Below are 18,371 nucleotides of genomic sequence, written 5' to 3' on the forward strand. Positions count from 1 at the left end.
CCGATCGACCGGCTGGCTCAGGAGCGGGGCTTCGGGGCCGAGGCGCGCCGCCGCCGGGCCGCCGGCCTTGCCCGACCGCTCGCGAGCGCTTGACCGATGGCGCGCCAACATTTCACGGCATCGCGGAACGCATGTTCGTGCGCGGGGCTTCGGCCGCGCCAGTCGATCAGTTGCTCGGCATCGGCGACCGTTGCCTCACCCGACTTGAGCCGCAGGATGAAGGACAGGGCTTCACGAGTTAAGGGATCTAAGTGATCGACCTGTTGGCTTCGCTTCGTCACGATCCAGCGCTTTCCCGCACCCGCCGGCCGTGAGCGGATGCTCGCGATCGACATATCTCTGTACGTATGACGAAGCTGGACGCTGAAAACCGAAGTTGACTCGGGTGGGACGTTTGAGGCGATCGGCGCAGTGTTCGACGGCCTGTTTGAGGTCGGTTTCGACGGTGCGGACCGTCACGCCGAGCAGGGCAGCGATCTCGCGGTTCGGCATGCCCTCGATACGCGAAAGCATCAGCACGCGCCTGCGGCGCTCCGGCAACTCGGCGATTGCGCGCTTGAGCAAGTTGATCTCGGATCGATCCTCGATCACGCGCGCGGCGTCGGGTCGGTCGTCGGGAATGTCGAGCAGGGCATCGACCTCGCCGGAGGTGAGGCGGCGCTTCTCGGCGCGGCGGCGGTCAGCGGCAATGTTGAGCGCGATGCGGAACAGATACGCCTTCGGGCTGCGCACTTGGCCGAGCTCGCGCATCCTTTCCAGGCGCAGATAGGTTTCGTTGAGCGCTTCCGAAGCGAGGTCCGGCGAGCCGAGCCGCCGCGTCAACCGCCGATCGAAGTCCACGTACTCAGCGAGCAGAAGTGTCCGCAGGCTGCTGATGCTGTCGATGGTCATGTTACGCCCCCACTCAGTCTTATCTTGACGGCGGGACGGTAGTTAGACCGCACAACGACAATGTGACGAAACGTTAGTGAATACCAATCTCGATTTGTTAGTTGAGTTATGTTGCACGAAATCATCACGGCGGTAATGAGCGGGCCACGAAAAAATTTTCGTTGCTGCGCGCGATGCAACGTCTAGCGGATAAGGCCATCCAGACCGTGCGTTTCGGTCGGTCCGGGCCGTCCGAACAATGCTGGCGAACCGTGTACGAGCGGGACGCAGTGCAAGAATGATATCGAGGCGCAGGTGAATTCGCGGGGTATGTATCATAACGGTGTGCATCGTCGTGCACCGTGGCTGCCGCGCGATATCAGGGCCGGCGCCGCTGGTGCGTGGCGCCGGATCTTCTGCGGTTTGATCATCTGCGCGATTTGCACGACGAAGGCGGCCGCGGCGAAATCCGAGACGACTGCCGCTGGTCCAGGCGCCAAGCAGGCTGCCGCCGCGCCTGCAGGTGCAAAACCCGGTCACGATGCATCGAAGAAACGCGATGCCGGGAAGGATGGCGTCGCCCCGAAGCCCGCTGAGCCGCAAGCGCGCTTCGATATCGACGAATATCGCGTCGAGGGAGCGGATAGTTTGCCGCAGATCGAAATCGAGGCGGCTGTCTACCCCTTTCTAGGTCCCAACAAGTCCGCGGACGAGGTCGAGAAGGCCCGCGCGGCCGTCGAGAAGGCTTATCACGACAAGGGCCTCCAGACCGTCGCCGTCTCGGTCCCGGAGCAGGATGCGCAGCGCGGCTTCGTCGTGCTCAAGGTCGCCGAAAATCGCGTTGGGCGGTTGCGTGTCAAAGGATCACGCTATTTCGATCTCGCCAACATCAAGGGCAGCGCGCCTTCGCTCAAGGAAGGAACCCTGCCGAACTTCCAGGCGGTCACGAAGGACATCGTTGCGCTCAACCGGTGGCCGGACCGCCGTGTGACCCCGGCGCTGCGGGCCGGTGTAACGCCCGGAACAATCGACGTGGATCTCAACGTCGAGGACACGTTTCCGTTGCACGGCAGTGCCGAGATCAACAACCGGCAGAGTCCGAGCACCACGGCGCTGCGATCCAGCGTATCGCTCCGTTACGACAATCTATGGCAGCTCGGCCACTCCATGACGTGGACCTTCCAGTGGGCACCGCTCAATCCGAAGGACGCGATGGTGATCTCCGGCTCGTATCTGGCCCGGACGGAAATCGATTGGCTCAGCGTGCTCGTCTACGGCCTGAAGTCGGAGAGCTCGGTTGCAACCGTCGGAGGTGCGAACGTCGTCGGTCCGGGTCAGGTGGTCGGCGGTCGCGCGGTGCTGACCTTGCCGGGCAAGGGCGAACTCTTCCACACCTTGTCGCTCGGCGTCGACTACAAAGAGTTTCAGCAAACGTTGCGGCTCGGCACCGACGCGTTCGACTCCCCTGTGACTTACGCGCCGCTCGTCGCGAGCTACGGCGCAAGCTGGCAGGCCGAGGGACGGCTGACGCAGCTCAATGCCGTGGTCACGACAGGCTTGCGAGGCGTCGGCAGCAGCCCGCAAGAGTTCGACGCCAAGCGCTACAAGGCGACGGCCAGCTTCGCGCACCTGCATGCCGACATATCCCACACCCAGGAACTGGCCGAAGGCTTCCAGCTATACGCGAAGCTGCAGGGCCAGGCCGCCGATCAGCCGCTGGTGTCCAGCGAACAGCTGAGCCTGGGCGGACAGGACACGGTGCGTGGATATCTGGAGTCCGAGGTGCTCGGCGACTACGGCGTTGCAGGAACGGTCGAAATCCGCAGCCCGAACCTCGCGCCATACATGGCACAAAACCTGCCGAATCCGATCGGCGATCCCATCAAGTTCAACGCCGTCGACGACTGGCGCTTCTTCGCGTTCGCCGACGCCGGTCACGCGCGTATCCACGAGCCCCTCGTCGACCAGCAATCGCACTTCGATCTTGCGAGCTACGGCGTCGGAATGCGGATGAAGACACTTCGCTACTTCAACAGCATCGTATTCGTCGGCGTGCCGCTGACCAACCAGCAGGTCACGGTCGCCAATCATCCACGGTTCGGCTTTCGGCTCTGGGGAGAATTCTAGATGTCGCTCTCTCGCTTCGCATCACGTCCCCGATTTCGCCTGAGCGCACCGCTGATGCTCGCGCTGCTCCTTCTTGCAGCGCTGTGGCCGAGTTCGGCGTCGGCGTGGTGGAACGAGCAGTGGACGCTGCGCAAGAAGATCACGGTCGACACCGGTCCCTCCGGTGCCGGGATCAGCGATGCGATCGGCCCGGCTCAGGTGCTGGTCCGTCTTCACGTGGGCAATTTCCGCTTCGGCGCAGCGAAGGAGGACGGCGGCGATCTGCGCTTCGTAGCCGCCGACGACAAGACGCCCCTCAAGCACCATGTCGAGAAATACGACTCGCTGCTCGGCGAGGCATTGGTTTGGGTCGGCGTCCCCGACCTGAAGCCGGGCGCCAAAAACGACATCTGGCTCTATTACGGCAACCAGAAGGCTCCTGCTGCCGTCGACGCAAAGGGCACCTACGATCCCGACACGCTGCTGGTCTATCATTTCAACGATCGCTCGACGCCGGCGCAGGACATCACGGCTTGGGCGAACGCTGCGCAGAATGCGGTCCCCGCCGCGGACGGTGCCATCATCGGGCAGGGAGCCCGCCTCGATGGGCAGACCGCGCTCATGCTGCCTGGCTCGCCCTCGCTGGTTGTCGCCGAGAACGGCGAACTTACCTGGTCGCTCTGGTTCAAGATGACCGCACCGCAACCCGGAGCCGTTGTCTTCTCACGCAGCGAGGGCGCGAACGGGCTCACGGTCGGGCTGGACAACGGCGTTGCCTTCGTGGAAGTCGCGAACGGCGGCAACGTCCAGCGCAGTGCCGGCGGCGCGGCGATCGCGGCCGGCACCTGGCACCAGATCGCCTTCACCGCGAAGGGCGGCCAGATCACCCTCTACGTCGACGGCAATCAGGCCGCGACGCTCGCCGCCGGTCTGCCCACCATGACGGGCTCGGCGCAACTCGGTCGTGCCGCATCTGCAGTTGCCCCCCCTGCGGATGCGGCCGCCCCTGCCGCCGATGCAACTCCCCCTGCTGCCGTATCGACCGGCACCGCCGTGGGCTTTGCCGGCGACATCGACGAATTCCAGATTGCCAAGGTCGCGCGTCCGGCCGGCTTCATCAAGCTCGGCGCGATCGGGCAGGGTCCCGACCAGGCCAAGCTGATCGCTTTCAGTGTGGACGAGGAGAATGCGGGCTGGTTCAGCGGCGGCTATTTCGGCGTGCTCCTGCGCGCGGTGACGCTCGACGGCTGGATCGTCATCGGCCTGCTCGCGATCATGGCATTCGTCAGCTGGTACGTCATGGTGGATCGCGTCTCGTATCTGAACCGCATCGCGGCCGGCAACGCCATCTTCCTCAAGCACTTCCGAGAGAGCTCGACCGATATCGGCGGCCTGCTCCAGCTGGATGCCCAGGAGAACGATCCGGCCTTCGGAGGCGAGCTCGGCAAGAAGCAGCGCAGGGCGGTCCATGCCTCGCCGCTCTACCGGCTGTTCGCGGCCGGCGCACAGGAGATTCGGCGGCGCTTTGCGGGAGGCGGTTATCGCCGGCTGTCGCCCCAGGCGATCCAGTCGATCCGCGCCGTGCTCGACAGCGGCTTCGTGAGGGAGAGCCAGCGCCTCAACCGGCTGATGGTGATGCTGACCATCGCGATCTCGGGCGGCCCGTTCCTCGGCCTGCTCGGCACAGTCGTCGGCGTCATGATCACCTTCGCGGCGATCGCGGCCTCGGGTGACGTCAACGTCAACGCCATCGCGCCCGGCATCGCGGCGGCGCTGGTGGCGACCGTCGCCGGCCTCGGCGTCGCGATCCCCGCGCTGTTCGCCTACAATTATCTGACGATCCGCATCAAGGACGCCTCGAGCGAGATGCAGGTCTTCGTCGACGAGTTCATCACGCGGATCGCGGAATCTTACGACATTCCGGACGAGCCGGTGAAGCAGGCGGCGGAGTAGACCGATGCAAGTCCAGTCCGATAGCAAGCCGTACGACGACATCAACATCACCCCGATGCTCGATCTCGCCTACGTGCTGCTGGTGATCTTCATCATCATGACCACGGCGACCGTGCAGGGCATGAAGGCGAACCTGCCGAAGGCGAGCGCGGCGCCGTCGCTGGCGCAGCAGACCACCAAGGCGATCACGGTCGCCAGCGACGGCAAGCTGTTCCTCGACACCATCCCGGTGACTCTGCCCGAGCTGGAGCAGCGCCTGGTGCAGCAGCGTGCGCTGACACCGGAGTTTCCCATCGTCGTGCGGGGTGACAGCCAGACGCCTTATCAGAACGTCGTCGACGTGCTCGACCTGCTCGGGCGCCTGAATTTCAATCAGGTCGGCATGGCGACCAAGCCGTCGGCGCGATGAGACGGGATGATGGCGTGGGACGACGACAGCAACGAGGACGACGGTCCGGCATGGCGGCGCTATCTGCTGCTCGGCGGTTCGGCTCTGGTCGTGATTGCGCTGACCGTCGGCATCGTCGTCATGGTGATGAGCGGCGACAAGGACCCGCCGCGCAAGGTCAACGAGCTTCAGGTGACGATGGTGCTTCCACCGCCGCCTCCGCCGCCGCCACCACCGCCGCCGCCCGAGCAGCAGCCGGAACAGCAGCCCGAACAGAAAGTGATGGAGCAGACGCCCATCAAGGATGTCGTCGAGGAGAAGCAGGTCGACATTCCCAAAGACGCGCCGCCCGATGCCGGACCGGATCCGACTCCGGGGCCGCCGGACCTCGGTCTCGGCAACGGGCCCGGCGGCGGAGGCCTGGCGCAGGGCAAGGGACGCGGCGGGGGTGGCGGCGGCAACAGCCGCTTCGGCTGGTACGCGAGCATCGTGCAGTCGCAGATGGAAGCCGCGCTCCAGGCCAACGAGAAGACCCGCTACGCCTCGATGCAGGCGGTGATCCGCGTCTGGCTCGACAGTTCGGGCAAGGTCAGCCGGGTTCAGCTTTCGCCCTCGACGGGAGATGGTGCGCTCGATGCGACGATCCGCGATCAGGTGATCGGCGGCATGCGCATGCGAGAGCCGCCGCCGAGGGATATGCCGATGCCGATCATCACCCGCATCACGGCGCGCAGCCGGGCGGGATGAGTTCTGGTGAAGTCGAGTGAGTTGAGAGAAGAGGTGACGTCATGTGGCGTGAACTGAGAACGCGAGAGGTGGCGACGACGGCCCTGGTGCTGGTCGCCTGCGCAGCCCCCGCTGCGGCGCAGGACGACAGTGTGGCGCAAGGCAAGCGCCCCACGGTCTCGCGCGCCGCAGCGCCGTCCTCGAACGCCACCGTCAACCTGATCAATCTCCTGGTGAAGCAGGGCACGCTCAGCGAGGAACAGGCGGCCGCCCTGATCAAGCAGGCCGATGACGAAGCCTATGTCGCCCGCCAGGCGACGCGCGATGCAGCGGCCAAGGCCGACAGCGCCGAGAAGAAGGCGACCGGTGCGGCGGACGCCGTCTCGCCCCCCGGCACCAAGCGCGTGACCTACGTCCCCGAGATCGTCCGCAAGCAGCTGCGCGAGGAGATCCGGGCCGAAGTGATGGACCGCGCGCACAAGGAGGGCTGGGCCTCGCCGGGCCTCTATCCGGAATGGGCGCAGCGGATCAAGTTCTACGGAGACATTCGCGCACGTTACGAGGGAGACTTCTTCCCTCCGGGAAACGGCCCGCTTCAGAACTTCAATGCGACCAACACCGGGAGCCCGTTCCTCGAAGACAACGCGAACGCGGTCAATCCGTATTTTCCCCCGACGTACAACACCAGCCAAGACCGCAATCGTTTCCGCTTTCGGGCGCGGCTCGGCGCTGACGTCAATCTGTTCGACGGTTTTACCGCGGGGCTCAGGATCGCGACAGGTGAGAGCAGTTCGCCTGTCTCTTTGAACCAGACCTTCGGCGGAAACGGAGGCAATTTCTCGAAGTATGCCCTTTGGCTCGACCGCGCCTTCGTCAAATATCAACCGACGCAGGACTTCGCGGCATCGGTGGGCCGCTTCGACAACCCGTTCTGGTCGCCGACCGATCTCGTTTGGTACAGAGACCTCGGCTTCGACGGCCTGGCTGTCCAGGCCAGGCAGGAAATCGCCGAAGGTCTCACGCCATTTTTTGCGGGCGGCGCCTTTCCGGTCTTCAATACGGATCTGAACGCCGGCCTGAATACGGTTGACCTTTCCGGCCCGATCAAGTCGCCAAGCCGCGACAAATGGCTATTTGGAGCGCAGGGCGGCTTCGCCGCGAGGTTCGATCCCGAAACAACCCTGACGATGGCGGTCGCCTACTACGACTTCACCAACGCGCAAGGCAAGCTCTCCAGCACATGTCTTGTCGCTACTGCGAGCGACTCCTGCAACACGGATCTGTTGCGGCCGCCATTTGCGCAGAAGGGCAATACCTACATGAGACTGCGCGACATTCCGACGCTCATCTCGCCCGTCACTACCCTGAACTATCAATACTACGGCTTGGCCAGCGATTTCCGTCCAGTCGTCGCAAGCGCCCAACTCGACTTTGCGCAATTCTATCCAATCCACGTCGTCCTGGACGCGGAATACGTGTGGAACACTGCCTTCAATCGATCGGCCGTGGCCGCAGTAGCCGTGAACAACTTCGGGCCGACCGGCAACGGTGATCCCGGCCCCTATAACGGCGGCAACCAGGGATGGCTCGCACGCCTGACGGTGGGCAACAAGCAGATCAAGCATCTCTGGGATTGGAATGCGCATGTCGGTTACAAATATCTGGAATCCGACGCCATGGTGGATGCTTTCGTCGATTCCGACTTCGGACTCGGCGGCACCAACCTCAAGGGCTATTTCATCGGCGGCAATGTCGGCCTCGGCGAGAACATCTGGGCGTCGGTGCGCTGGATGAGCGCCAACAACATCGCGGGCCTGCCCTACGCCGTGGACATCGTCCAGCTCGATCTCAACGCGAGGTTCTGATCATGCGGGCTTTGCGTTTGTCGGCTGCAGCTGCGTTGGCATTGGTGATCTCCAGCGCCGCCCAAGCCGATCAGGAATCCGATCGTCTGCGCGAGGCGCTGCGTAGCGCCACGGCGCAGGCGCGTGCCGCCGAGGACCAGCGCGCCGCGGTGCAGGCCAAGCTGACCGCGGCCGAACAGGAGCGCGATCGCCTGCGCAAGCAGAATGAGGCCTATCGTGCCCAGGTCAAGGAGGCCGAGCAAGCCTATCGCCAGGCCGTGAAGGACTTCAACGAGCGCATTGCCGAGCGTGACGATTCGCTGGAGAAGTGGAAGGCGGCCTATGGTGAGGCGGCCACAGTTGCCCGCACCAAGGATGCCGAGCGCGCCAAATTCGAGGGCGAGGCGACGACCTGGAAGGCGAGCGCCAAGGCCTGCGAGGCCAAGAACGTCCGACTGGTCAGGATCGCCGACGACGTCGTCAAGCAATATGAGCGGATGGATCCGCTGGAGAAGGTGCTCGACCACGATCCCGTGTTCGGGCTGCAGCGCGTCGAGCATCAGAACGCTGCGCAGGATTTTCGCGACAAGATCATCGAGCAGAAGGCCAAGCCATGACCATCTCCAACTCCATGTTGCTTACCGCCGCGCTCTTGGCGACCGTTTCGTCCCTTCCGATGGCGCAGGCGCAGACACAAACCCGCAACCCGCCGCCCGCCGCGCAGCGCACGGCGCCGGCGCCGGCTCTTGCCCAGCCGACACAGCCGGCGGCGCAGGACAACGCTGCGGCGAAGGGCGGCGAGGTCATCGCCCGCGTCGGCGACAGCGATGTCTCTGCCGAGGAGGTCCGTACCACGATCCAGATGCTGGACGTCCGCCAGCAGGCGGCGATGGCGCGCGATCCGGCGCTGCTCAATCAGACCGTGCGCGCGCTCCTGGCCAATCGGCTGGTGCTGAAGGAAGCGACGGCGAAGAAGTGGGACCAGCAGCCGAGCGTGGTGACACAGCTTGCGCGTGCCCGTGACAGTCTCATCGTCGAAACCTATCTGCAGTCGGTCACGGCCGTGGGCGACCAATATCCGAGCGAGGCCGAGATCAAGAACGTCTATGAAGCCAACGCCAGCGCGTTCCTGGTCCCGCGCCGCTTCCGGCTGGCCCAGATCGTGGTCAATCTCGCGAAGGATGCCGACAAGGCGGCGGAAGATGCCGCGCGGCGGAAGCTCGACGACATCATGCGCAAGGTGAAGCAACCCGGCGCGGAATTCGGGGCGATCGCGCGTGCCTCGTCGGAGGATGCGGCAACCGCAGGACGGGAAGGGGAGATCGGCTGGGTTGCCGAGCCCGATCTGCGCACCGAAATACGCGCGCAGGTCACGGGCCTGCCCAAATCCGGGATCGGCGATCCCATCCGGCTCGAGGACGGCTGGCACGTTATCAAACTGGTCGACACCGAGGCCTCGCATACGCGGCCGCTCGCCGACGTGAGGGATGCCCTGGTGCAGCGCATGCGGGCCGAGCGCGTCGAGGCGAACCGCCGTGCCTATGTGGCGGAGCTGCTGAAGCAGACCCCGCCCGTCGTGAACGAGATCGCGTTGTCGCGCCTGCTCGAACCCAGGCCCGACGCAGCGCCGTCACGCTGAACGGCTGGTGTGACATTGCGACGACGTCGCCGGAGCTCATCGGTGTAGCCGTCATCAATGGTGAACTAACAGTAAAAATATCATAATTATGGTACAATGCGCGTGTTATCGGGATCGCGACTTCGATGCCGGGGGTGCATTGTGACCGACTTGACCAACACGGCTAGATCGACCGCGACATCCGAGCCCCGATCGCGGCCTCACCTTGCCCTTCCGTTCGTTCTGATCGAGCCGCTGTTCGCGACCCTCGACGCCGCCATCATCGTTGCGGCGGGTGCACTGGGCGGCCTCGGGTATCAGCATGCCCTCGGGGGGGGCCTTGGCGATGTCGGTTTTTATGCAGGGATGGGATTGGTCGCAAGCCTTGCCCACGTTCTCGTCGCGCACTTCCTGGGTTTGTACCGACACAACCATTTGCTGGATGCCGAGCGCGACGGCGGCCGCGTCCTGGCCGGCTGGTGCATCGCGGCGGTGACTATCCCGGTGGTCCTGTTCCTTTTCAAGTCTGGTGCCGAGGTCTCGCGGGGATCGGTGCTTTGCTTCGTCGCGGTTGCCGCTACCGGTCTGGTCTGCGGACGATGGATGGCGAAGCGCAGCCTTAGAGCCGCGCTGCTGACGGGGACCATTCGTGGGCGGCGGGTGGTTGTGGTCGGAACGGCCCCGGAACTCGCACAGTTCGACCGGAACGAACTGCTGACCCGATTCGGGCTTCAGGAGATCGACCGCGTGACCTTGCCGCGTGTCGACGACCTGCTCCCCGGATCCGAGGCGAAGCGAGGCGAGGCCATGACGGCGCGGATCCGTCACGCTGGCGCCGAGGAGATCGTCCTCGCGCTGCCCTGGTCGGCTCCGCAGGCAGTCACCGCAGTGCTCCGCCACTTGCGTGCAATCCCGCTTCCCGTGCGGCTGTTGCCTGATTGCGCTGTCTCCACGGTGCTGCGGCACCAGACCTCGATGTCGCAACGGCTCTACATGGTCGAGGTGCAGCCGGCTCCGCTCTCGGCGCTGGACCGGATGAGCAAGCGGCTGCTCGATATCGTCGTGGCGACGACGTCGCTGCTGATCCTCATACTTCCCCTGGCGATTTCAGCCATCGCAATCAAGCTGGAGTCGAACGGACCGGTAATCTTTCGGCAGCGCCGCCATGGCTTCAACGGAAAGCCCTTCGTCATCTACAAGTTGCGCAGCATGTGCGTGCAGGAGGATGGCGGGTCTGTCGTCCAGGCGACCAAGCAGGATCCCAGGGTAACCAGGGTCGGGCGGCTGCTGCGGCAGACCAGCATCGACGAGCTGCCACAATTGATCAACGTGCTGCAGGGCCACATGTCCATCGTCGGGCCGCGACCTCACGCTCTGGTGCACGATTACGAATACGGCCGGATGATCGCGAACTACGCGTTCCGCCACCATGTCAAGCCGGGCATCACCGGCTGGGCCCAGGTCAACGGCTATCGAGGGGGCACGCCACAGCTGGAATTGATGAAGCAGCGGATCGAGCTAGATCTATGGTATATCGATAACTGGAGCCTGACGCTCGATGTTTACATCATGTTCAGAACGGCCGTTGAGCTGATGTGGCCACGCAATGCGTATTGATGCGGTCGCGCTCCCGCATTGACCTGCAAGCGCAGCACTGAGAGCGCTTCATGCTGAAGCTGGCAGGCGCCGGGACGGGGCAGCGCAGCGGGTTCAGCCCGACCGTGCCTCCAGCAGATCCAAGGAGGCGGCCATTCGGGCAACGATGGCCGGGGGAAGTCCGGGGGGCCTATTGAAAAGGTTCACGATTCGCGCTTACTAGACTTGGGCTAGCGCATTCGGGCCTGAAAGGACCCATTATGGTTGGGAAAAGGCATGCCACCGACGAGATTTCGGCCAAGCTTGCGCAGGCCAACGAACTGGCGGCAAAGGGCAAAACCCAGCGCGAGATATCCAAAGCGCTTGGCGTCAGCATCATGACGTACCATCGCTGGAAGAAGATGCTCAAATCTTCGCCAGCTTCGGGCAACGGTTTACGCGACCTTGAGACCCCCCCGCGATCCGGAGCCAATGATGCGAGTTCGGAGGAGACGATCAAGCGGCTGGAGATCGAGAACGCTCAATTGCGCCGACTCGTAACCGATATGCTGCTCGAAAAACTGAAGTACGAAGAGGAGCTTCGCTCGCGCCAAGGTGCCCGTATGCGGCGCCCGGACAACGGCTGAACAGAATTCACGCCGCCAAGCTGCTGCGCCGCTACAGCATGATCGGGTAAAGCGCGAACCGGTTCTCCGGAAAGATCGTGCGTAGACAACAACCTAAAGCGCCATGACGATCCATCCGAATGTTGTCGCGCTTTAGGCTCCCCTCATATAGTAGCCGTTCTGGTAAATGCCGGGCTGCTCGAACCGCTCGAGCAGTCGGGTATTGGCCTTGTTCAGCACCACGCCCAGCAAGCGTTCGTGCAGTTCCGTTTCCTGGAGCAGATGACGGCGCACCGTCTTGACGCTCGTGGCTCCCCATTCCACCACGAACACAAAGGAATCGATCGCCGGCACGGTGGCGCGAACGTCGACCACCGGCGCCAGCGGCGGCAGATCCACGATAATGTAGTCGTAGCTTTTGCGCAGCTGCTCCAGGAGATCGCGGAATCCCTGCGAGGCGAGGATCTCATCGGAATGGACGGGAGCCTCGGTCAGGAGCAACGGCAGAAGGGCCAAGCCGGTCGTCGGCTCACGTCCGGTCGCCTCGGTCAGGTCGAGCTTTCCGCTGATCACGTCGAGCCAGCCCGCTTGCGGGCGCGGCGAGAGCGATCGCGCGAGGGTGGGGTTGCGCAGATCCGCGTCGATCAAGACCACGCGTCGGCCTGCGTCGGCCATCAGATTCGCAAGATTGGCCGCAACGGTCGACTTGCCCTCTGCCGGCAGGGCCGACGTAACCCCGATCACCTTGGTCTGGCGGACATTGGCCTGCAGCCAGGCGCTGACCTTGATCGCGCGGAACGCCTCGGTAAACACGGAAATCGGGTCGTCGACGGCCCGGCGTTTCAGCGCATCGCCAAAGGCGAAGTACTGCGGGCCGGCGGGCGCGGATTCGCCGGTGTCCGAGGAGGGGGCGGGCAGGGCGGGAATGGACGACGCCCCCGGGGCGGTGACCGTCCGGGCCCGCATAAACCCAGGGGCCCCTTCCGATATCTGCGGGACGATGCAGAGGCATCGGGCGCCGAGTTCTTGCTCGACCTGGCGGCTCGTCCGGAAAACGCCGTCGACCGCTTCCCGCAGGGCTGCGATCCCGATGCTCGCCATGATGCCTAGCGACAGCGAAATGGCCAGCACGAGCGGAGCGACCGGCTTGCTCTTTTTCGTCGGTGCCACCGCCGGGCTGATGATCCTGGCGTCGGTGATCGGGAACGACTGCTGCTGGATCGCCTCCATGTAGCGCTGCAGGAAATTGTCGAACAGCGTGTGATAGACCTTTGCCGAGCTCTCGAGCTCCGCGAGCCCCAGCCGGTCGCGGTTGGTGAGCTGTCCCTCGGACACAAGCGCGGCCAGCGCGCGCTCCAAATTCTCCTCGCGCGTCTTGGCGATCTCATAGTCGCTGCGGTAGCTTCCGGCGACCCGACCGAGCTCGGCCGCAATGTTGCGGCGGATCTCGTCCATCTGGTCGCGCAGATGGCCGGCAGCGTCGTGATCGGAGCCGTAGCGGCCGGAGATGTTCGCCTCGCGCGCGGAAAGATCGATGAACTGGTTGCGCAGGCGGGTGATCACGTCGTTCTTGAGCGTATCGGCGACGGCGCCCTCGCTGACGTCCATCTTGCGCACCTGCTCGATGCGGTCGAGCCGGGCCTTCGCCTCGCTGGTCGCCCCGCGCGCGGCCGCAAGCTGGCTGTTCAGCTCGTAGAGCTGCTGCTCCCCGATCAGCCGGCTGAACGTGCCCGCGCCTGCAGTTGTCGGCCCGGCCCCGCCGAGATCGACGATCTTGTTCTTTTCCTTGAATTCGAGCACGGCGCGGTCGGCTGCGGTGGCCTTCGACCTCAATTCATTGATGCGGTCCTGCAGCCAGGCCCCGGCGCGAGTCACGGTCTGGTACTTGGCGCCGAGTTGGTCGTCGATATAGGCTTCAGCGATTGCGTTCGCGATTGTCGCCGCCTTCGCCGGGCTTTTCGATGTATAGGAGATATTGAGGGCGTAAGTCTTGTCAGCCCGGCTGATGGTGCGGTGGGCGAGAAATCGGTCCAGCGCGTGCTGCTCGCGATCTTCGATGCTTGGCCCTGCGGATGATGCGAAGGGGTTCCAGCTGGACGAGGCGGCGTACTCCGGATCATCGGCAAGACGCAGATTCCGCACGACATCGAGGCCGAGCTTGCGGGATGCCAGGATCTCGACCTGTGAACCCACCTGGAGCGTGTCCAGCGGCACGTCCCCTTGCGGCTGAAGCTGGTTCTGCAGGACTCGGAGCGTGGTGCTGTCGATCAGCAGGGTGGTGGTGGCCGTGTATTGCGCCGGGGTCAGCAGAAGGTAGAGCAGGCCGATTGCGAGCGCGGCGGCAGGCACGATGACAAAGACCCGGTACTGTCGCCGGGCCAGACCGGTCAGCTGCTCGATCAGGGCCGACATCGATCCGGAGGCTTCGCCCACCGTATGGTCGACGGCGGTTCGGCTCACCAGCATATCCATCGTGATTCAATTCCTTGGCCGGAAGGCAGACGTCGGTTGCGCCTCGCAAGCCGCGCGAACTGCGACGCGAAACCCGGTTGGCCAGACCGGCAACATACAATCGGCCCGACCACGGCCTTGAGGCGCAGCTGGTCTGGGCCGCAGTAGCCCATCTATAACATTGTCACGTTATCTCTAGCCGAGAAGTAATACACATTTGTAACAGTGTATGAGGCAGAGCCGGCCGGCAGATGAGAACTGCAGAGCCCTGGTGTGTCCACCACCGCGAGATGCGACCGCCCCGCAGCGCGCAGCACCTTCGTCTTCATCACTGTTCTTGGTCGTGTTTGCGCGGCAGGCAATTCGGAACCAAAGCCCTCATCCTGCATTTCGCAACTTGTCATCGAATGCGCTCGACGGTGGAGATGATGAGGGACGCTACGTCGGAGGTTGCCGGGATCAGCGGCGCCGTTCACCTCTGTATCGACATGCAGAACATTTTCGCCCCCGGCGGCCTGTGGGCGACGCCCTGGATGGAGCGGGTGCTGCCGACGATCATCTCGGTCGTTTCGCGTCATCCGGAGAGAACGATCTTCACGCGATTCATCACCCCGCAGGATCCGGAGGATCGCCCGGGGCAGTGGCAGAGCTATTTTCGCCGCTGGCACCAGGCGACCCGGAGGCATCTGCCGTCATCGGCGCTCGAACTCGTGCCGGCCTTGAGCCGGTTCGTTCCGCCCGCTGCCGTGATCGACAAGCCGGCCTATTCTGCCTTCAGCAATCCCGGTCTTGCGAGCCTGCTGGTCGAGAAGCACGTCGGCACCGTTGTGATATCGGGAGCCGAGACCGACGTCTGCGTGCTCTCGACGGTCCTGAGCGCCGTCGATCTCGGTTTCAGGATCGTCATCGTCGAGGACGCGCTGTGCAGCTCGTCCGACGTCGGGCACGATGCGCTCATGACGATGTATCGCACGCGCTTTCACGGCCAGGTCGACCTGGTGACGGCGGAAGAGCTGGCTGCATTCTGGCGGGAGTAGGGTGCGCGGATACGATCCGTAAGCATCGAGGCGCGGTGCGCCGCGTGGGCCTTTAGCACGACACGAGCGACCGCGATGTCTATCGCTGCCGTCGTCATGTGACACCTCTCGCCGCTGAAGCTATAGGTGTCCACTGATTTAGGGGAGCCTCCTCGCCCATGGCGGCGCGTATCGTCCGTGCCTGATCGAATGCTTACAGCGAATTCCGACGCGACGTCGTCACGGGACTCGGTGCGCATCACCTTGCTTCACCTGGTCTGTCCTGGCGTGCGCTGCGATCTGCCTTGCTGCAGTCCTTGCGCTTTCGATGCCCTTGGGGAAGCCGCTGCGGCTCGGGTAGAGCTTGCGCCGGGCATCGCGCGGCGGGCGTCGCGGCTTGGTGGCCTGCGCGGCGCGGTAGTCGAGCATGGCGATGCCGCCGACCATCAGCAGCGCCAGCGCGATGTTGCCCTTCTTGGGGTTGTCGGGCGTCAGCCCCGACAGCAGCGCGGCGGCATCGAGTCCGTCGCCGCCGACGCGGGCCCACAGGCCGGCGTTCTTGTCGACCGACAGGGACATGATGCCGGACATGATCTCGCGCACGCCGAAGGCGCGCACCATCGTCTCGTGGCCTTCCATGCCCAGCGTTTCCGTCACGCGCCTCGGCGCGAACAGTTCGACGACGCCAAGTCCGATGCTGAACCAGCCGAGCGCGCGCGCGAGCTGATCGGCCGGCTGCTTCAGGCTCGGGCCGGCCTCGACGATCTTCGGGTCGCCCTTGGTGCGAACGATGTTGGAGAAATGAAACATGGATCTGCTCCTTCAGGGCTTCAGCACGACCTTGACGCAGGACTCTCGCTTGTCGCGAAACATCTGATACATCTCCGGTCCCTTTTCGAGCGGGACGGTGTGGGTGATGACAAAGGACGGGTCGATCTCGCCCTCTTCGATGCGGCGGAGCAGGTCGTCGGTCCAGCGGTTGACGTGGGTCTGGCCGGTGCGCATCGTCAGGCCCTTGTTCATGAAGGCGCCCATGGGCAGCATGTCGGACAGGCCGCTGTACACGCCCGGCACGGATATGATGCCGCCGGGACGGCAGACATAGATCATCTCGCGCAGCACGTGCGGGCGGTCGCTCTCAGCCATCACCATCTGCTTGGCGCGGTCGAGCAGGGTGTCGGGCAGCGAGGCCATCACATGCGATTCCATGCCGACGCAATCGATGCATTTTTCCGGGCCCTTGCCGTCGGTCAGCTCGTTGAGCCGCTCCACGACGCTCTCGGTTTCGAAATTGATCGTGGTGGCGCCGCCGGCTTCGGCCATGCTGAGCCGATCGGGCAGGCAGTCGATCGCGATCACCTGGTTGGCGCCGAGCAGGATCGCGCTGCGGATCGCCATTTGCCCGACCGGGCCGCAGCCCCAGATCGCGACCGTGTCGGTCGGCTCGATGTCGCATTGCGCGGCGGCCTGCCAGCCGGTGGGGAAGATGTCGCTGAGGAACAGCAATTGCTCGTCCGGGATGCCTGCGGGCACCTTGATGTGCGTCGCATCGGCAAACGGCACGCGCAAATATTCGGCTTGGCCGCCGGGATAGCCGCCGGTCAGATGCGTGTAGCCGAACAGGCCCGCGGTCGCGTGTCCGAACACCTTGTCGGCCAGATGGCGCTTGCGGTTGGTGGTCTCGCACACCGAGAAATTGCCGCGCTTGCACTGGTCGCATTCGCCGCAAATAATGGTGAAGGGCACGACGACGCGGTCGCCTTTCTTCAGCTTGCCGTTGACGCCGGAGCCGACCTCGACCACTTCGCCCATGGTCTCGTGGCCCATGATGTCACCGGGCAGCATGCCCGGGATGAAGTTGTGGAAGAGGTGCAGGTCGGAGCCGCAGATGGCGCAACTCGTGACCTTGATGATCGCATCGCGCGGATCCTGAATCTCCGGATCGGTCACGGTGTCGCACCGGATGTCCTCCTTGCCGTGCCAGACCAGCGCCTTCATCGTCCGTCCTCCGTGTGAGCCACGTGGCATCTAAGTCGAGGCATGAACGATGGTTGCTATCGCAGCGCGCGAATTCTTCGCGCTGCGCAATTAGGAACGAGAGGGCAGGGCGGCGATCGAGCGTGATCACCTCGATCGCAAGGATACGCCGCATGGCCGCCAATCAACTCGGCGTCGTCACCGACGCGTCCACGGGTATCGGCATGGAACTCGCCAGTTGGCGCGCGCAGGGGCAGGCAATCGCATTGGCTTTTTGAAGCGCCTCGCCATCGAGACGACCGCGGAGCCTGTCATCGGGCCGCGCTTTGCGGACCCGGTGGCGGTCGCTCAGGGGGAGGCGAAGCAGCATCGGGTCTCGTTGAGACTGGCGCGACACACTCGATCCCCATCCTGAAGGGCCCGCCGGAGGTCCCTCCCATATGCGATCGCCCTGCTTCAAACGAAGGCCCCCGATTCACATAGCCTAATGCGCAGCGGCCCCGAAACGGTCAAATTGTACGGGCTGAACCAGAGGGGCTGCGTTGGCGATGGATCGCATCGAACAGGCCTTTATTGCGACCGCAATTACTGGTTTTCTCGTGATGATGGTCGCGATCGGCTGGATGATGTTGAGCTGAATTGGGGGGAACCTTGCGCGTCGCGCTCCCTTACGCCGCGGTTATCCTGTGTCTGGCAGTCACCGCCTGGCTCGCCTTCGCGCGCCTGCTCTGATCCTCGGCCGGCGGCGATCACCTCAGTCGGTCACGCCTCGTGCGGGGTCAAGCTCCTGGACCGGCGATGAGCCCGGCCAACTTCTGCGCCATTTCCGGAAGATTGATCGGCTTCTCCAGCAGCGGCACGTCCTGAAACTCCGGACCGAGTGTGATTTGGTCGTATCCCGTCGTGAACAGGAACGGCACGTTTCGCGCCTTCAGTTCGCGGGCGATCGGAAAGATCATCTCGCGGCGGATGTTGACGTCGAGGACGGCGGCATCAAGGACGCTGCCATCGTGCAGAATCTCCAGCGCGTCGCCGACGTGACCAACGGGGCCGACGATCTCCGCGCCGAGCGCGCGAAACGTCCTGCCGATGTCGTCGGCGAGAAAGTACTCGTCCTCAACCACGAAGATGCGGCGCCCCGCGAGCGGGGCGCGTTGATGGGCCGATGCCGCCATGCTGTTTCGGTCTCCACCCAGGCAGGAACATAAAACGGCAATCCTG

General features: G+C 64.2%; 16 protein-coding genes. 10 read left to right on the top strand and 6 right to left on the bottom strand.

What is annotated here, in order from left to right; translation table 11 throughout:
- Positions 1-17 precede the first annotated feature (17 nt).
- Together AC3WLX_RS23040 and AC3WLX_RS23045 are read right to left on the bottom strand one after the other, a co-directional pair.
- Entirely contained in the window at positions 18-335 is a 318-nt protein-coding gene (locus AC3WLX_RS23040; protein WP_492337705.1) for a FecR/PupR family sigma factor regulator, read from the bottom strand.
- On the bottom strand, positions 232-891 hold the full coding sequence (locus AC3WLX_RS23045) for an RNA polymerase sigma factor (RefSeq protein WP_492337706.1): 660 nt from the start codon (positions 889-891) through the stop codon (positions 232-234). The genes AC3WLX_RS23040 and AC3WLX_RS23045 overlap by 104 nt, the downstream gene beginning before the upstream one ends.
- A gap of 309 nt (positions 892-1,200) precedes the next feature.
- On the opposite strand from AC3WLX_RS23045, the gene AC3WLX_RS23050 reads away from it, so the two are divergent.
- From AC3WLX_RS23050 to AC3WLX_RS23090, 9 genes are all read left to right on the top strand, one after another.
- The gene (locus AC3WLX_RS23050; RefSeq protein WP_492337707.1) at positions 1,201-2,997 is read left to right on the top strand and encodes a ShlB/FhaC/HecB family hemolysin secretion/activation protein; all 1,797 of its coding nucleotides are present in this window, start codon (positions 1,201-1,203) and stop codon (positions 2,995-2,997) included.
- On the top strand, positions 2,998-4,929 hold the full coding sequence (locus tag AC3WLX_RS23055; protein ID WP_492337708.1) for a DUF2341 domain-containing protein: 1,932 nt from the start codon (positions 2,998-3,000) through the stop codon (positions 4,927-4,929). It begins immediately after the preceding gene.
- 4 nt (positions 4,930-4,933) lie between these two features.
- The gene (locus AC3WLX_RS23060; protein ID WP_492337709.1) at positions 4,934-5,338 is read left to right on the top strand and encodes an ExbD/TolR family protein; all 405 of its coding nucleotides are present in this window, start codon (positions 4,934-4,936) and stop codon (positions 5,336-5,338) included.
- Between the two features lie 9 nt (positions 5,339-5,347).
- A complete protein-coding gene (locus AC3WLX_RS23065; protein WP_492337710.1) occupies positions 5,348-6,064 on the top strand; it encodes an energy transducer TonB family protein in 717 nt (238 codons plus the stop codon).
- Between the two features lie 41 nt (positions 6,065-6,105).
- The gene (locus tag AC3WLX_RS23070) at positions 6,106-7,908 is read left to right on the top strand and encodes a putative porin (RefSeq protein ID WP_492337711.1); all 1,803 of its coding nucleotides are present in this window, start codon (positions 6,106-6,108) and stop codon (positions 7,906-7,908) included.
- 2 nt (positions 7,909-7,910) lie between these two features.
- The gene (locus tag AC3WLX_RS23075; protein ID WP_291630560.1) at positions 7,911-8,504 is read left to right on the top strand and encodes a hypothetical protein; all 594 of its coding nucleotides are present in this window, start codon (positions 7,911-7,913) and stop codon (positions 8,502-8,504) included.
- A complete protein-coding gene (locus tag AC3WLX_RS23080) occupies positions 8,501-9,526 on the top strand; it encodes a peptidylprolyl isomerase (protein ID WP_492337712.1) in 1,026 nt (341 codons plus the stop codon). The genes AC3WLX_RS23075 and AC3WLX_RS23080 overlap by 4 nt, the downstream gene beginning before the upstream one ends.
- 141 nt (positions 9,527-9,667) lie before the next feature.
- Entirely contained in the window at positions 9,668-11,122 is a 1,455-nt protein-coding gene (locus tag AC3WLX_RS23085; RefSeq protein WP_291631097.1) for an undecaprenyl-phosphate glucose phosphotransferase, read from the top strand.
- A gap of 239 nt (positions 11,123-11,361) precedes the next feature.
- A complete protein-coding gene (locus tag AC3WLX_RS23090) occupies positions 11,362-11,727 on the top strand; it encodes a helix-turn-helix domain-containing protein (RefSeq protein ID WP_291631095.1) in 366 nt (121 codons plus the stop codon).
- Between the two features lie 132 nt (positions 11,728-11,859).
- Here AC3WLX_RS23090 and AC3WLX_RS23095 read toward each other — a convergent pair whose 3' ends face one another.
- Positions 11,860-14,166: a polysaccharide biosynthesis tyrosine autokinase gene (locus tag AC3WLX_RS23095; protein ID WP_492337713.1), complete on the bottom strand. Its 2,307-nt coding sequence runs from the start codon at positions 14,164-14,166 to the stop codon at positions 11,860-11,862.
- Between the two features lie 419 nt (positions 14,167-14,585).
- Between AC3WLX_RS23095 and AC3WLX_RS23100 the strand changes: the two genes are divergently transcribed.
- Positions 14,586-15,194, top strand: a complete 609-nt coding sequence (locus AC3WLX_RS23100; RefSeq protein WP_492337908.1) for a cysteine hydrolase family protein — start codon at positions 14,586-14,588, stop codon at positions 15,192-15,194.
- 219 nt (positions 15,195-15,413) lie between these two features.
- Here AC3WLX_RS23100 and AC3WLX_RS23105 read toward each other — a convergent pair whose 3' ends face one another.
- The 3 genes from AC3WLX_RS23105 to AC3WLX_RS23115 all read right to left on the bottom strand — a co-directional run bounded on the left by AC3WLX_RS23105 (position 15,414) and on the right by AC3WLX_RS23115 (position 18,325).
- Complete coding sequence (locus tag AC3WLX_RS23105; RefSeq protein WP_492337714.1) at positions 15,414-15,983, bottom strand: hypothetical protein; 570 nt, start codon at positions 15,981-15,983, stop codon at positions 15,414-15,416.
- Positions 15,984-15,995: 12 nt separating this feature from the next.
- Positions 15,996-17,171, bottom strand: a complete 1,176-nt coding sequence (locus AC3WLX_RS23110; RefSeq protein ID WP_492337715.1) for a zinc-dependent alcohol dehydrogenase — start codon at positions 17,169-17,171, stop codon at positions 15,996-15,998.
- A 758-nt stretch (positions 17,172-17,929) separates the two neighbouring features.
- Complete coding sequence (locus AC3WLX_RS23115) at positions 17,930-18,325, bottom strand: response regulator (protein ID WP_492337909.1); 396 nt, start codon at positions 18,323-18,325, stop codon at positions 17,930-17,932.
- Between the last annotated feature and the right edge of the window lie 46 nt (positions 18,326-18,371).

It is taken from the genome of Bradyrhizobium sp. FW305-F6 (genome assembly GCF_058782905.1).